We start from the raw sequence: 14,530 nt of genomic DNA on the forward strand, positions 1-14,530 counted from the left end.
TCCTACTTCGCGCCAGTCACCCCAAAATCGTGGATAGACGTCGTGCCACCAAATCCAAGTCTTACGTTTCGCATTCCCAGACAATCAACACCTGCCACCCTGCGGCCTTTAAAGCGGTGACATGATCTACATCGCGATCAACGTTGCGCTGCAACTTGGGTGACCAATAGCTAGTGTTGGACTTAGGTCGGCGACCGTCAAGGCAATGCTCGAGATCGTGCTGGTGCCAAAAACAGCCGTGGACGAACACCACTTTCCTGCGTGGTCCAAACACCAGGTCGGGCTTGCCTGGCAGGTCCTTGCGGTGGATCCGGTACCGGTAGCCCATGGCATGCGCGAGCTTCCGCACCACCATCTCGGGTTTGGTGTCCTTGCTCCGGATGCGCGACATGTTCGCGCTGCGGCGCGCCGGAGTGAGTTTGTCGACCACAGTCGTTAGGCGGCGACGCGCCTCAGGCGGTTGCCGGCCTGTATGGCCTCGCGGATCTTCATACCGACAGCCTTAGCCACCGGTGGCGGGAACGCGTTGCCAACCTGCTTGTATGCATTGGTCTTGGCACCGGCGAACTTCCAGTCGTCGGGGAACCCCTGGATGCGGGCGACCATGGGCACGGTCAGGCGCGGCATGCCCTCAAAGTCTTGACCCGGTGCATCAACGGCGATGGTCCTGCCTTCGACACCTAGGGCCGCCCAGGCAGCGCGGGCACGCGTGGGCCCCAGGTCAGGACCACCATGCTTCTTCGAGCCGCCCACCAGCGTGGGGGCGATCTCGTCTGCCTGGTCACGCCAAGCATCCGCGCCCTTCCAACCGTTGGCGGCCATCAGGTCATAGAGGGTCTCGCCTACAGTCGGAGGATTATGCGGATTTTCCTGCGGCCACTCGAAGTGCTTCCATGACTTCCTCTCAATGGCCACGATGACCACGCGCGGACGCAACTGCGGCACACCAAAGTGCGATGCATTGAGCAGGCGCCACTCAGTTTCGTATCCGAGCGCGCGGAGCTGCCCCTTGAGCTTCTCGCGATAGTCGAAGAAGACGGCGTCGAGGAACCCCCGTACGTTCTCGATCATCACGGCCCTCGGGCGGATAACATCGATGATGTCGACCGCGTCGTCGAAGAGGAAGCGCTCGTCCTCGGTGCCGAGCTGCTTGCCGGCCTTCGAAAACGGCGGGCACGGCAGGCCGCCGGCGACGACGTCGATGCCCTTGTAGTTATGGGCGATGTCCTTGAACACGCGCATGTCGTCGTGGATTACGTTCCAATCCGGGCGGTTCGATCGGAGAGTTGTGCAACAGTGGCCGTCAATCTCGATCAGGGCCTCATGTCCGAAGCCCGCTTGTTCCAGTCCAAGCGCCTGGCCGCCGGCGCCAGCGCATAGCTCGATCGAAGTCAGCATCTATAGTCTCCCGCTCCCGCGCTCTCGCTCTCCTGGGAGACGGTCGCAGGTTCTGTCTGTGTTCTAGGGTATCGTGATTCTCTATCGCAAGCGACCGATGGATGTTTGCACTGTTTAATTCGCGGACGGGTAGATGGGGCGCTCGGTGCCTATAAGCGCGATCCCGTAATTCACGGCTGCCGGTGGGCCTGCGAGCTTGAATCCCCAGGCGCCATCCTCCGCAAAGATTATGAACCGCAGCCCATCCAGTTCGTCGGACAGTTTGTGCTCGAATGTCGGCGAGCTCGTCTCTCGAACGCGAAAATCCAGAGTGTCAGGAGGCGACCGACGTCATAAAATCCGTACTCGACACCCCCAGGCATCATCATCGCGGCGTGCGCCATATTCAGTGACCTGAAGAGGGCGCGGTCCTCCCATGACCCCTCGCCACCGCGGAAACGGAGCGTCCATCGCCTCATAACCTCATCGAAGATCGGGCCGTCGATGTAGTGCGACAACAGGTTGACCTGAGGCAAGCCCGGCGTGGTCTGTCCGTGAAACTTCTCGACTGTGTGGGTGCCCATCATCGCCGGTGTCTGCGCTATCAGGTGTTCTCCATCGCGGCCGAGCATCCAGGTGTAGAAGTCGAAGGTCTCCACCCATGTCGGATATCCAAATCCGCCACCTTTGGTGACGTGGAGCGCCCGGCCGGCAACGATGGTGGAGAAGGCGATCGCATCACGGAACCCTGCGATTGCCGATACATCCCTGAAACCACTGGGTGCGCCATCGCGAAGGATCAGGACTGATGGGGTCAGTTTCTCGCTGAATGCATCGGTGAATCGGCGCACGAACTTGGCGAGGTTGGGTTCTTTTTCCGCCTTGGCAATGACCCGCGGGTCGGACGCGCGGACAATTGCGATGTCGTCCGTGCCTACCGCTTCCTCAACACTGAGGTTAGGCATGACCAGGACCGGAACCCACCCGCTCATCCCAGGACCAGGAGTTGCTGTTGAAGTTCATCAGGTCATCGGCGTGCAAGAGCTTCACACCGCATGAGCGAGCAAGCTGCTGGGCAGCCGGCGTGTATACCTGGTTGCTCACCACAGCAGCGCCGGCAGCCCCGTAGTGGGCCTTGGCTGCAAAGATTTCCTGTACGGCGGCATTGCCCACGGGGCGCGAGTAAAGCTTGCACTGTAGGACAACTTTCACACCGTCCTTCGTGGCGACTACGTCGGCGCCTTGGTCACCCGATGCCTTCGTAGCTGCAGTCGACCAGCCGGACCACCTGAGCGCGCTTTCGCACCATTTCTCAAACTGAATCGGTGACATTGACGGATCGCGGTAGGCAACTCGAAGTCGCTCGACCTGTTGCAGGATCGGGGCCTCGAAGACCAAGCGGAATTCGGCATTTTGCCTGTCAATGACTTCACGCGCGCCGGTCTGAAGGCTGTCTGGCAGGTGGGGCAAGATCTGCTGGCGAACCTTCAAGGCTACCACGTTATCCATCTGTTGACGGATGGAAGGGAGGCGGCTGGGCATCGGCACGAACGCGGGGATCGCATTCCAATGCTTGAGGTATTCCTCGGCGATTTTCGGTATCCAGCTGCCCAGTCGCGAGTGGTACACGGCCGACAAACGGTCTGCCCGGGATTCGCCAACAAGCAGTGGTCGATTGCGCTCCTCTTCTGCCAGCGCCTCAGCCGCCTTCTTACGTTTTTCCTCTTCGGCGCCCTCGGCCCACTTTAGGAAAATCCACGCTGCAATCCCCGCGACGACCAGGCCGCCGGCGGTCCACCAGACCCATTGCGGCGTCCAGATCAGAATGAAAAATAGAATGATGCCTGCTACTATTGGCATGCGGAATTCAGCCCCCCAGTATTGAACTTTTCCCTTTGTATGGAGGCAGTTGGAAGACCGCGCAAGCTGCCACCGCCCTCGCATGGAAACCGTGTGTCACCGAGGACCCGGCCACCACTAGGCGAGCCGGAATTGGTATTGGCGGCCCGGGGCTCGGTGGTGGTTACACTCACAGGCACGATCAAGGTGCCAGGGGTCTTCAGCACTTCCCGCAGAGTGACGTCGACGCCGAGCTCGCGCACTTGATCAGCGCCTGGCTGTCATTTGTCGCCTCGGCATGACCGCGAGGTTGGCGGCGGTCTCGATGCCCTGGCGCTTGAGTTCATCGATCTGGACCTTGCTGATGCCTGCCACGAGGGAGAGATGATCGTCGGCGCGCCGCCGCTGATCGCAACGATCCTGCCAGTGGTAGATATCGCAATGCGCTTTCGGGTCGGGATGAATCTCCGAGTCTCCATGCTCGTCGATCGCGCGGGCGAGCCCATCCCGTACCCGCCGGTAATAGGCCGCATAGTCGTCCATGCGGAATATCTGCGGCTCGTAGTCGGACCAGGGGGCGACAACGTAAGAATATGCAGGCGTGAGGCCCTGCACCGAGGCCACGAGTTCCGCATAGAGGCAGAGTTGCAGGACGGTGCCGCCCTTGGTCTCACGGGCTAGCTTGGTGTCAATCACCTCATAGGACCAGGCTCCCAGATTGCTCGGCGTGTCTATGCGCCGGAGAATGTCGGTACGACCAACCCAGCCATTCAGCCGAAACGCGCCCTGCACGATCATAGGATGGCCTTCGATCATTGCCGTGCGGGTCTGGGCGACCGCGTCGTCATCCACCCCGACGCCGTCGATAACGGTGACGTCGAATCCTTGCGCCTTCAGGTGCTCCATATAGCCCCGTTCGTGGCGTGTGCCGCGCTCCCAGAGGATCTGGAGGAGCGGGTCCCAGAAGGTGGGCTTGGGAAGTGTGCCGCGCGCGACCTCTATGTCGAGGCCGGTCAAATGGCGGCAGTTCAGGTGCCCGATCAGGTCGGACGCGCTAAGCAGGAGTGAGTCGTCGCGCAAATGCATAGGATAGTGTAGCCCAGCAACCCTGCACGCGACAATGTTTGGCTCCGGACTGCAATACTTCGCTGAAGACACCAACAAATGAAGTACCGCATATGGGTACTAGTGGCGGCCAGATCGCCTCCAACCCAAAACTGTCTCGGTTGGTGGCCGGTTACGGGATCGGCCACCGGCGTTGAAAAAACGCGTCACTCATACAATTGCGCCCCAAGTGGAAACGATTCTGGTTGGATTACACTTGCATCGGTTGCGAGAGGACTGAGGTCAAGGTATGATGGATACCGGTAGGCTGCCATCGCGCCCTCGATTGCCAATTCGACCCCGGTAAGGACGCCTGCGTAAGCCTCCGAGAGATACCACCAACACTGTGGCCGGCGGGCAGCCATGACTTGAGTGCTTCTTCCTGCATTTGCGCCCCCTAGGCGCAATGAGTCGCCCGATCCCATGTACTACCTAGCACTCGAGCTTGTATGCCTGCATTCTGGGCTTCGACTACACGCAAGAAAGTGCCCACCAGAGTTCGACCGACGGTCAATTAAGTATCCTGCCGAGCACTTCGGGCAAGGACGGAGCGCTTGACCATCAACGGATTCCAATCTGACGTCCTGGCGGGCGATGTCACAAAGTTCGTCGATATAGCGGGACTGCTGGTCCTGATTGGTCAGCAGGAATACCCCACGGCTGGCACGGGTGAGCGCGACATAAAACAGCCGTCGTTCCTCAGCATAGGCAAAGGTTTCGGGCTCCGGAATCACAAGGTGCAAGAGCTCGTCGTCCTCGATGCGGCTGGGGACGCCATAGTCTCCCTCGCTGATGTCGAGAAGAACGGTGTAGTCCGCCTCGAGTCCCTTCGCTCTATGGAACGACCGAGCTTCGACCACGATATGCTCGAACCTGGGCATTCTCCCCTCGAACGGATCGAGGTGATTGTAACGCCACAGTACCATGACCTTGAGCTTTGGCTTGTCGTCGGTGCGCCATTGTTGCGAGATGCTACCTAGGAAGGTATCCAACCGTTCGAGCACCTTGTGACACGCCGGGCCGAAGTCGATTCGGCCGCGGATCGGTTTGACAGGGATTACCCGGATCGACTTAGAGATCGCTGCGCGGGTTGAGCGGACGGCCTTCTTCAACTGGGCAGGATTGCGCTGGACGAACTGGGCGGCCGTTTCGGCGATGAGCTGATTGCACCGGTAGGTCTGCTCGAGTCTGCCGAGCCAACTAGCGCCGAAGTGCTGCTGGAAGCCCGTGAACAGAGAAATATCCGAGCCGGCAAAGCGATAGATCGACTGCCAGTCATCTCCAACCGCGAACACTTTGGAGAACGGACTCTGCTGCCTCAAAGCAGTGATCAGGTTAGCCCGGGGCTCCGAAATGTCCTGGAACTCATCGACCAGGATTAGGGTATATGGACTGACGTATTGCCGGGTCTCTACCAGCTTGGTGGCGTCACCGATCATAGAGTCGAAATCAATCCGATCCGCATCAGCCAGCTTCTGAGAATAGGCTGCGGCAATCTTCCAGACCACCTGCGCAAAGATCCTCGCCCGCTCCTTGTCGTGAAGACATTTTGCCCGTTCCAGCAACATGCCCAGTGTAAGGTGGCTGGCCCGAATGTGTTTAATGCAGGTGCTGATCACCTGGTGGTAGTGCTTGATGACGATGGGACGAAGTACCTCCAGGATCTCTTCGTATGACCGCATAGTCAACGGAATCTGGCGCTGCTCGATCTGGGCTTGAAGCACTGTGTGCAACTTCCCATCACTGGCCTGCGCAGATGTCGTCTCGAAGAAGTCGATTTGGCCATCGCGATAGGCTTGCCGCTTGCTTTCGGCATGCTCCACATAGGTTTCGAATGGCGACGTGCCATCGGCGTTCAGGGCAAAATGCTCATGAACGGTATTCGTCAGCGGATAATAAAAATCAGGGTGGACATGACGGGACGCCCCCTCCTGATCGGTGACCTCGACCTGCCTTTCGTATTCGAAGGCCACCGAGTTCAACCACAGCCAGTTGGCTATTGATTGTTCCTGCAAGGACTTCACGATTACGCCGGCATGGGTTCCGATCGTGGCCTTGCCCTTCGTTCGCAGTTCGGTGATGTACCGCAGGTAGTCGGTTTCGCTGTCGAAAGTCTCCCGTGGAAGATCGGCCTTCGGATGGACGACAAGAAGGTCGATCCAGAGCCGATTGAAATCGGCATCGGCCTTCATGAGATTCTGGATGATCTCTTCGATCGCCTTGGCCTCTGCGGCGGGATGCTCAACCCAGTTGGCGATCTGTGGAGGTTTTCCCTCGACTTCCTGAATGATGCCGCGCCCCAGAGCGTGGAATGTGGTGACTCGACAACCAAGTTCGTCAGGGCTGACTTTCAATTGCTTGGCGATACGGACCCTGAGCTCGTCGGCAGCGCTCTTATTATAGGCAAGGACCAGAATGTCTTCGGGTCGATAGAGCTGCTTTTCCAGGACGTAGGCGACCTTCCCCACCATTGTTGCCGACTTTCCAGAACCCGCAGAAGCCACGAGAAGATTGTTGTCCTCAAGCCGGATGCACGCCTCACGCTGCTGGCCGGACAGTGATCGGCCATCCAAGTCGTCGAAGAATGGGGAGAACGTTCGGAGCTCCGAGGCTAGGAAGGCTTCATTGTACCCATCTCGGACAGCCGGCTTTGTGAGCAGCTCGAATGAGTTCGGCAACGCTGCTCTCAAGATTGGAGCGGTCTGTGCCCCATCGAGCAATGGATGTGATAAGGCGACGGCTGCCCTGCCCGGCACACTGGCAATGGCGCGACTGAGATCGGCGTGGGCAAGATACTGTACCTTCGCTGCCAGAATTGAGTGTAGGGCGTCGTCGATCTCGCGAAGGCGGTCGTTCTCAGAGCCAACCAGGTCGCAAAGGTGGTCGTTGATGAACCGCTTCAGGTCGTCCGCAATTTTCGCAGCGGTGTCTCCTGTGAGCCCAGGTAGCCGATCCACACGGGCCCTAGATCTGATCTCCAGCGTATGCCACAGCAATCCCTTTGTGGATGCGATCGCGACAATGTCGAGACATGGAAGCTCGATCTGACCTTCATCCTCCACGCGGATGTGCTCGCGCGACTTTGGTGCAAGCGTGACCTTCCAGTTCCCCACTGAGAACAGGCGCGCAATCAAACCAGGACGATATGTACGGGCGAGGCCAAACATCTGCCCTACTTGGTGGCACAGATAGAATTTATGCTTTGATAAGCTGCAGCCCAGCAGGCGGCGAATACTACGGAATGGCTGACCAACAGAACGACCCGCCAGTCCGGCAAACGCCCCTAATCCCCGTCCCACACCCTGCCAACCCCTGAGCCGCGATCGCCGCTTTGTCCTCGGCGGGAGTCGCCAACACTGCTGGATTGCCGAACACGATGCTCAGTTCGTTGATGATGGCTTTCTCACCTCAATTCCACCACCGGGCGCACCGCACTCAGGACAGGTCAGCGAACGCTTAAAGGCGTAGTCAATCTCGACGTCGGGACCGCGCTCGGCAATAATGGCGCCCAACAGCATGGTTGTGCCCCTTCCCACTTGAGCAGAACGATTGGATCGTAAAGCCGGCGTCCCAATGTTCCTGCAGGGTGCGGATCGGCTTGATCGACTTCGGGGGATGATCGGGAACGCGGCTCATGACGCGCTCACTCCTGGCGCTGCCCTCCATGTTTCCGGCGAGAGTGTCAAAGAGATGTCGAGGGGTGGCCTGGCGGTAAAAATCCTGGGTTGCTGTGCGAAAAGATGAACACGATAGAGGTGCCAATGCTCCCGTCGCTCGTGAGCAACCGCCATCTCATTGCGAGTGAGAAAGAACGGCGTATGAGCGGCTCCATTTGTGGTCTTCACTTCGATGAGACGCTCCCGCCCATCTGGATCGAAGGACGCAACGTCGAAACCGGCGCCATCGCCGTCTTCCTGAGCTACCCAGCGGACTTTGCCGGCGAGATCTCCACGATCGACCGCTGACAGTCGCCGTCGCTCTAGGTCGATGACGAATTCCTCGCCGGCGCGACCAAGCTGGCGATTCCTAAAATCCCGCTCCACGGGATCGAATTTGCGCACAAGGCGCTCCAATCCCTCGCGGCGGGGACGTGGTGTAATCACCGGCATGGTGGTAAAAACGGCATCAAGGTCTGGAACCACAGGCGGCCCCGGAGCCGGCTGCCGATCGAAGGCGGCACGGTGACCGGTAAGATATCGGTCGACAGCGTCGAACAAGGCATCTTGGTAGTTGGGCGCGGGCTTGTAACCCCAGATCCAAGGGGAGCCTATTTCCTGCAAAACGGCTGAGATGTTTCGATGCTTGAACTCGACCGAGGCCGCCGACCTGCCGATCAACTGCATCAAAGCGACGCGGTGCTGAGCCTTTACATAAGGGCGTTGCGCCAACTCATCGCCGAGCATGGCAAAATAATCTGCGATGATGGCGTCAAGCTCGAGCGCATCCCAATCCTCACCCTGTTTGGTCTGATCGGCCATAGCACCCCTCTCCTTCAGGATGCATGACTTGGTGACTGCGGCATAGAAGTTTTTCCAGCGTATGTGCGAGGGGCCGCGATACTATTCCGCAGCTATGGCAGTTGGGGCAACGGACTCAATCTCGGCTACCGACTGCAGCTCGGTCAGATATTCGTGCCGGTTTTGGGCAAGCCACCGCACGACCCGCGCATTGCCCAGAAGCTTGGCAACGTAGCCCTTGGCGACGGTCAAGTGCAGATTGTCGATGCCATAGTCGTCCTCGACCGATTTGATCTGGGACTGCAGGCTGACCAGTTCTCGCTCGAGGCGGGTGATCTGTTCCTTCGCCGATGATGCTTCCTGGGGCTTGGACCTGGCCTCGGGCACCAACTGGTTCTCGGCAGTAGCGACCAGTAAAGCCCTGGCAAAGACCGCAGTGAAGTTCTGTTGGCCCAGCATCAATTCGGCTGCCTCGATTTGCCGAATGGACCGCATCTGCCGCAAGATGTCGAACACTCGGAAAGGGCATGGGGCATTGGTCAGCAGTTGAACTGCCTCGGGACAAATGCCATCAAGCATGCGGGCCCGGCGGCGAACCGATGTGACCTCCAGGCCCAGGGCCTCGGCGATCTGCTCTTCAGGTACCCCGCGCTGTATGGCGCGAACCACCATTCGATGCTCCTGCACGGGCACCAGGCGGTTGATCCTCTTGTTGTAGGTATAGGTCTCGTCGTCGGTGGCGATGAGGCATTCGACCTGATCGATGCCGAGATCCTTGAGCGCCTCGATGCGAACATGACCATCGAGCAGGAAGAAAATGCCCGGATTTGTCGGGTCGCGCGAAACCACCGGCGCCTCCACCAGGCCGATCGCTTTTACCGAGCGCAGGATCTGAGCATACTTCTTGCTCTCCTTGGTGCCGGGCCGCGTGGTCTTCAGCGGGACCAGCTGTGACAATTGCAGGTGGATGCCTTCAGCTTCGAACGCCAGCTTTATCGTCTTGGCCTCACCAGTCATGGCGATGCCTCGCCGGCGATGCGTGCGGCCAGGGCGCGGGGCATGGATTCGAGCTGTTCGGCCTGCAGCACCTCAATGAAGGTCTCTTCTGACAATAGGTCCTTGAGCGCCTCGACGATGAACAACAGCTTGCGCTGGGTGAAATCAGATTTCTTCACCAGGATGCGCTGCTTTTCCGCCTCACGTTGGTAAACCTTCATGAGGTCCACAGGCGTGGTGCGGCGGGATCCGCGAACAGAACCGAAGCCGCTGTCCCGCATCCTGCGGCGGCGCCTTTCGCGCTGGTCGAGCAGGCGTCTGATGGCAGCCAGCTTCTTTCCTTTGATCTTGCCGCCCTGGTAGGCGTCCATCAGCATGTTCTGGACTTCAGCGGTCTCGGACCGGGCGATGTCTAGCGCCAGGCTCAGCGGTATCAGGCCGCTTTCGACAGCCGCCACCAGCCTTTCCTCCCCATCCTCGAGGAGCTTGGTCAACATGTTGACGTAGCTCGGGCTGATCCCAGTCTTGTCTGCAATCTGCTTGTCGGTGTACCCGCGTTTGGACAGGTTGCCGATTTCCTGAATGAGGTCGATGGGCCGGTGCTTGCGGCGGGCGATGTTCTCAACCAGGCTCATGACGAGGCAATCGTTCTCGCTGGCGTCGATCACGACGGCCGGGATCTCGGTGGCACCGAGCAGCTTGAACGCCTCCAACCGACCTTCGCCGCATACGAGGTCGTACCGGTCGCCATCGACCCCGGATTTGCGGCTCACGGTGATGGGCCGCTTCAGACCAATCGCATCGATGTTGTCGACGATCTCCTGGTGTTGGCGCTTGTTTCGCGACCGCGGGTTGATGGTGCTGACCGCCGATATCGGGATCATTTCGATCTTCTGCGCATGCTGCACGGCCATCAGGCTGCCTCCCTGAAATTGACTGGACTGACGAAGGCGTAGAATTCGGTGAGGTCCTCGAAGCGATATCCGTCGATGCCCAAACCGTTCTCCTCGGCCAGCTTGAGCTTCCCACGGACCAGATCGATGCTGGGCAGGAGGTAGTAGTCCAGGGCACCGACATTGTTGGCGGCCATCCTCACCACGATGGTGATGTCGGGCAACAGGCCGTGGTCGAACCGTAGCCGCCAGCGATGCGAACCTGCCGGTGTTCGCTGGCATTTGGCGATGACGATGGAGGCGGTGAACTCGCCGTTGACGGACAGCAGGTCGGTCGAGATATCCGTAGAGACGACAGATCCCCATTGCCGGAGCGCGGAGGTCACATCGGACACGATGACGGGGTGCTTGGCCCGCAGGGCCCGGTTGATCTCGATATACCGGTAATCGCGACGTGGTCGGTACCCGATCAACTGGTAGGCGCGCAGCAGGCTGCCGAATCTTGACCGATACGCGCTGCTCGAGGGCATTTCGTCGGCTTCGTCGATGGTCATGCCGGATAGCACGCCGGCTCGGTCGCACAACCCGCGCAATGCGTCGAGCAGTTCCTGGTCGGTGAGCCTGATGGACCGCGCCTTGATGATGGTCTGGGCCGCGTCGAAGAGGTGTCGATCGACGATGGCAGGGAACACTCCGTCCGACCGAATCCACATATCTGGATCGTTTCGGACTCTCTTTTTCTTGAGCTTGAAGGAGACTCGGTTCCAGACATTGTTGCCCAGGTATTTCTCGTTGATCAGGATCTGGTGCACCGTGCCCCGCGTCCATGGTCGGCCCAAATCTGTGAGCATGCCTTCGGCGTTGAGCGCCTGGGCGATCTCCTTTTCCGTCCGGTTGTCGTGCACGAAGACGCGATAGATCCGCCGGACGGTTTCGACCTCCTCGGACGGGCCGAGGTCGAGAACCACGCGGTCGGTCTGAATGCTCTTGTGCTCTCCGCGGCCCAGAACGGCCTTGTGGGTCCCTGCTTGATCGATCAGCACTCTGCGGAAGCCGAATCCCGGCGGGCCGCCCTGGCGGTACCCCAGCTCGATCAAGTGGCCCTGCCCGATCCAGACTTTTGCTGACAGCTCGCGACTGTACTCGCCGGCCATGGCACGCTTGACGCCCTTGACGATGGTCGAGACGGGCGACCCGTCGTTCTCGAACATCTCGCCGCAGTAATGCACGGCGATGCCGGCGCGCCTGCAGATGTATTCGTAGTAGGCGCTCTCATCGGCGTCCTGGAACCGGCCCCACCGGCTGACGTCGTAGACCAAGATCGCCTCGAACTCAGCCCGCCCGCTCTCGACATCGGCAATCAGGCGCTTCAGGGCATCGCGGCCTTCCATGCGGAGGCCGCTGCGTCCCTCGTCGGCATACGTACGGATGATCTCGAAGCCCCTATGCTGGGCATATTCCTTGATGATCCTGGCCTGGTTCTCGGTCGAATATTGCTGGTGCTCAGTCGACATCCTAACGTACTCTGCGGCGCGGTGAGGTGGATCGTCGGGCGGCGTACTCCGGTCTTCATCGGCCATAGCGATTTCTCCCGCTTCGCCAAGCACGTGTTGGTCTGACGAAACCTCCAAGTCTCCCGACGCACTTTAGCGTCGATCGATCCGGATGTTATTGCCTATTGTGGGCAATGTTTTGCACCTTTTGAGGGCCGGCGATGGAGCAGGATTTCAATCGAATGGTGGCGGTGGCGCTCCGCAACGAGCTGGGCGAGAGCCGCCGTAGCATCAAGACCGTGATGAATTGGACGGGCACTAGCGAACGTACCGCCAAGAACTGGCTATCGGGGAGCTGCGGCCCCACCGGTCATCACTTGGTCGAACTGGCGAAGCACTCGGACGAGGTATTTGATTTATTCTTGGTGATGAGTGGTCGTCGGCCGTTGATTACGACGTTAAGCCTCGTCAGACTTCGGGCACATCTGGTTGAAACCGTGGACCGGCTTGACCGGCATATTGTCTAGCGCCAGCGGCCGGCGGGTAAGCCTACTGATTGGCGGCCATGAAGCCTGCCGGTGCCTCCAGCGGAGGTGAACAGCGCCAGGGAGAATTATTGCAGGTCGCCGAGATTCACTAATAAAAGCGGCCAGCGGTTGCCTGACACAACTATCATAGCTACGAGATAGTATATGTCCGGGGGCAGGCAGATGCTGAAGTCCATTTCTCGTTTGCGCAACATGGTCACGCGCCCGCTACACACCTATAGGCCGACCACCGAAACCTTCCCAAATCTCGACACCCATCTGATTGCTTCGGAGATGGAATTGGCCGCCAAAGGGTTGTCCCGCGGTCGGGAAAATCAGCCTTCGAGCGAAAGCCAGACCACCGACCAGGTCGAGAACGACATTTTCGAGCATGTCAGTGCTGCCCAGAAACGAGCGCATGACAGCCTCGAAAACCATTTAGCCGGTTTCCGGCAACGGCTGGTGGAACTGGATTTCGATACTCAGTTTTCTGACATCCGCGCGGCCTCGATGGGCGGGTTGTCTGATCTGAGCCAAGAGCTGCAGATCGGTCTTGACGATTTACACGAAGCGCGCCGGGACCTAACGGCGCAGGAGAAGGCCTATGCCGCTTTCACCGCGAAGAACAAACTCGATCGACCCGCCAAAGTCTCATCGAAAGCCGGGACCTTCTTCAAGGTCACGCTGATTATATTCCTGATGCTAGGGGAGTTCGTTACCAACGGCACTCTGCTGGCAGAGGGCAACAGTTTCGGGCTGGTCGGCGGCATTTTGGAGTCGATCATCTTCTCCGGTGTCAATGTGGGTGTGGCGGTGTTTTTCGGCCTGTATCTCATCCCCAATCTAAACCACCGCAATATCTTCCGGAAGTTCGCTGGCCTGCTCTCCTTTTTCGCCTACCTTTCCGTCGCGGTGATCATCAATCTGGGCTTGGCGCATTATCGCGAAGTCGCCATCACCCTGCAGGAAGGTGCCGGCGCTTTGGTGATGGAGCGCTTGTTCGGACGGACGCTGATCCTCGACGACTTCCAGTCCTGGATCCTCTTCACCCTGGGCTTCCTGTTCTCCCTGATCGCCATGATCGACAGCCTAACCTTGCGTGACCCCTATCCGGGGTTTTCTCATCGCGACAAGGCGCTGAGGGTAGCCAGAGCCGCCTATGCCGATGAACGCAGGGAGGCCATCGAAGCCCTGGGCGAAGTTAGGAAGGAGTATGAGGAGACCCTCACCGCCGCTCGGGCAGGCCTAGGCAAGCAACGCGGCGAGCATGACGCCATAGTCGCCCATCGCCTTCGCCTGATCTCCATTTTTGATGAACACCAGGCTCAGCTTGAAAAGGCAGGGAACGCCCTCCTCCGGGTCTATCGCGATGCAAATAGCAGCGCACGCGAGACTGAGGTGCCGAAGCGCTTCGAGGAAAAGTTCCAGCTCGAGCGCATCAGTGTGTCAGTAGCGAGCGAAGGCGAGTGGAAGGACGCCGATCTGCGTGCAAGAATTGTGGAGGCGCAGGGCGAAATCGACAAACTCTTCGGACGGCTTAGCGATGAATTCGCCAGTGCACTCAGGCGCTATGTTGAACTCGACATCATTGTTCCGGAGAACAAATGAGCCGCCGTTCCAATCGAAACTCCAGAAGCCGAAGGGGCCAAAGAGACGCCTTCCCCTGGGCTTGGCTCGTCTTGGTCGTCATCGTGCTCGCCGTGATCGCGGGCGGGTTTGCCTGGATTTTTAAGCAAGCGCGGGACCAGCATGTCGAGCTGGCTGAGAATCTCTGCCCGATGACCGGTCCTGTGGCGCAGACCAGTGTCCTGATCGACATCTCCGACCCCATCTCCCGGACCACC

Annotated in this window: 12 protein-coding genes; 2 read left to right on the forward strand and 10 right to left on the reverse strand. The window is 59.2% G+C overall.

What is annotated here, in order from left to right; all coding sequences use genetic code 11:
* Positions 1-61 precede the first annotated feature (61 nt).
* The 10 genes from Q8O80_RS03870 to Q8O80_RS03915 form a co-directional block, all read right to left on the reverse strand.
* Positions 62-430, reverse strand: coding sequence for a very short patch repair endonuclease (locus tag Q8O80_RS03870; protein ID WP_305577131.1), 369 nt, complete (start codon positions 428-430; stop codon positions 62-64).
* 5 nt (positions 431-435) lie between these two features.
* Positions 436-1,398 carry a DNA cytosine methyltransferase gene (locus Q8O80_RS03875; RefSeq protein ID WP_305577133.1) on the reverse strand — a complete coding sequence of 321 codons (963 nt, stop codon included), beginning with the start codon at positions 1,396-1,398 and terminating at the stop codon, positions 436-438.
* 227 nt (positions 1,399-1,625) lie between these two features.
* On the reverse strand, positions 1,626-2,342 hold the full coding sequence (locus tag Q8O80_RS03880; RefSeq protein WP_305577135.1) for a hypothetical protein: 717 nt from the start codon (positions 2,340-2,342) through the stop codon (positions 1,626-1,628).
* Positions 2,335-3,237 (reverse strand): restriction endonuclease, encoded by a 903-nt coding sequence (locus tag Q8O80_RS03885; RefSeq protein WP_305577137.1) that lies wholly within the window; start codon positions 3,235-3,237, stop codon positions 2,335-2,337. Before Q8O80_RS03885 ends, Q8O80_RS03880 begins: the two co-directional genes overlap by 8 nt.
* Before the next feature lie 246 nt (positions 3,238-3,483).
* The gene (locus tag Q8O80_RS03890) at positions 3,484-4,302 is read right to left on the reverse strand and encodes a TM0106 family RecB-like putative nuclease (protein WP_305577139.1); all 819 of its coding nucleotides are present in this window, start codon (positions 4,300-4,302) and stop codon (positions 3,484-3,486) included.
* 446 nt (positions 4,303-4,748) lie between these two features.
* Positions 4,749-7,487: a UvrD-helicase domain-containing protein gene (locus Q8O80_RS03895; protein WP_305577141.1), complete on the reverse strand. Its 2,739-nt coding sequence runs from the start codon at positions 7,485-7,487 to the stop codon at positions 4,749-4,751.
* 465 nt (positions 7,488-7,952) lie between these two features.
* Positions 7,953-8,798, reverse strand: a complete 846-nt coding sequence (locus Q8O80_RS03900; protein WP_305577143.1) for a DUF3883 domain-containing protein — start codon at positions 8,796-8,798, stop codon at positions 7,953-7,955.
* Positions 8,799-8,879: 81 nt separating this feature from the next.
* Positions 8,880-9,794, reverse strand: coding sequence for a plasmid partitioning protein RepB C-terminal domain-containing protein (locus Q8O80_RS03905; RefSeq protein WP_305577145.1), 915 nt, complete (start codon positions 9,792-9,794; stop codon positions 8,880-8,882).
* Positions 9,791-10,687, reverse strand: a complete 897-nt coding sequence (locus tag Q8O80_RS03910) for a plasmid partitioning protein RepB C-terminal domain-containing protein (RefSeq protein WP_305577147.1) — start codon at positions 10,685-10,687, stop codon at positions 9,791-9,793. The genes Q8O80_RS03905 and Q8O80_RS03910 overlap by 4 nt, the downstream gene beginning before the upstream one ends.
* Positions 10,687-12,246, reverse strand: coding sequence for a recombinase family protein (locus tag Q8O80_RS03915; protein WP_305577149.1), 1,560 nt, complete (start codon positions 12,244-12,246; stop codon positions 10,687-10,689). The genes Q8O80_RS03910 and Q8O80_RS03915 overlap by 1 nt, the downstream gene beginning before the upstream one ends.
* 134 nt (positions 12,247-12,380) lie before the next feature.
* Between Q8O80_RS03915 and Q8O80_RS03920 the strand changes: the two genes are divergently transcribed.
* Both Q8O80_RS03920 and Q8O80_RS03925 read left to right on the forward strand, forming a co-directional pair.
* A complete protein-coding gene (locus Q8O80_RS03920) occupies positions 12,381-12,686 on the forward strand; it encodes a hypothetical protein (RefSeq protein ID WP_305577151.1) in 306 nt (101 codons plus the stop codon).
* 183 nt (positions 12,687-12,869) lie between these two features.
* Positions 12,870-14,294 carry a hypothetical protein gene (locus Q8O80_RS03925; protein WP_305577153.1) on the forward strand — a complete coding sequence of 475 codons (1,425 nt, stop codon included), beginning with the start codon at positions 12,870-12,872 and terminating at the stop codon, positions 14,292-14,294.
* Positions 14,295-14,530 lie beyond the last annotated feature (236 nt).

It is taken from the genome of Devosia sp. (genome assembly GCF_030689745.1).
GTDB lineage: Bacteria > Pseudomonadota > Alphaproteobacteria > Rhizobiales > Devosiaceae > Devosia > Devosia alba.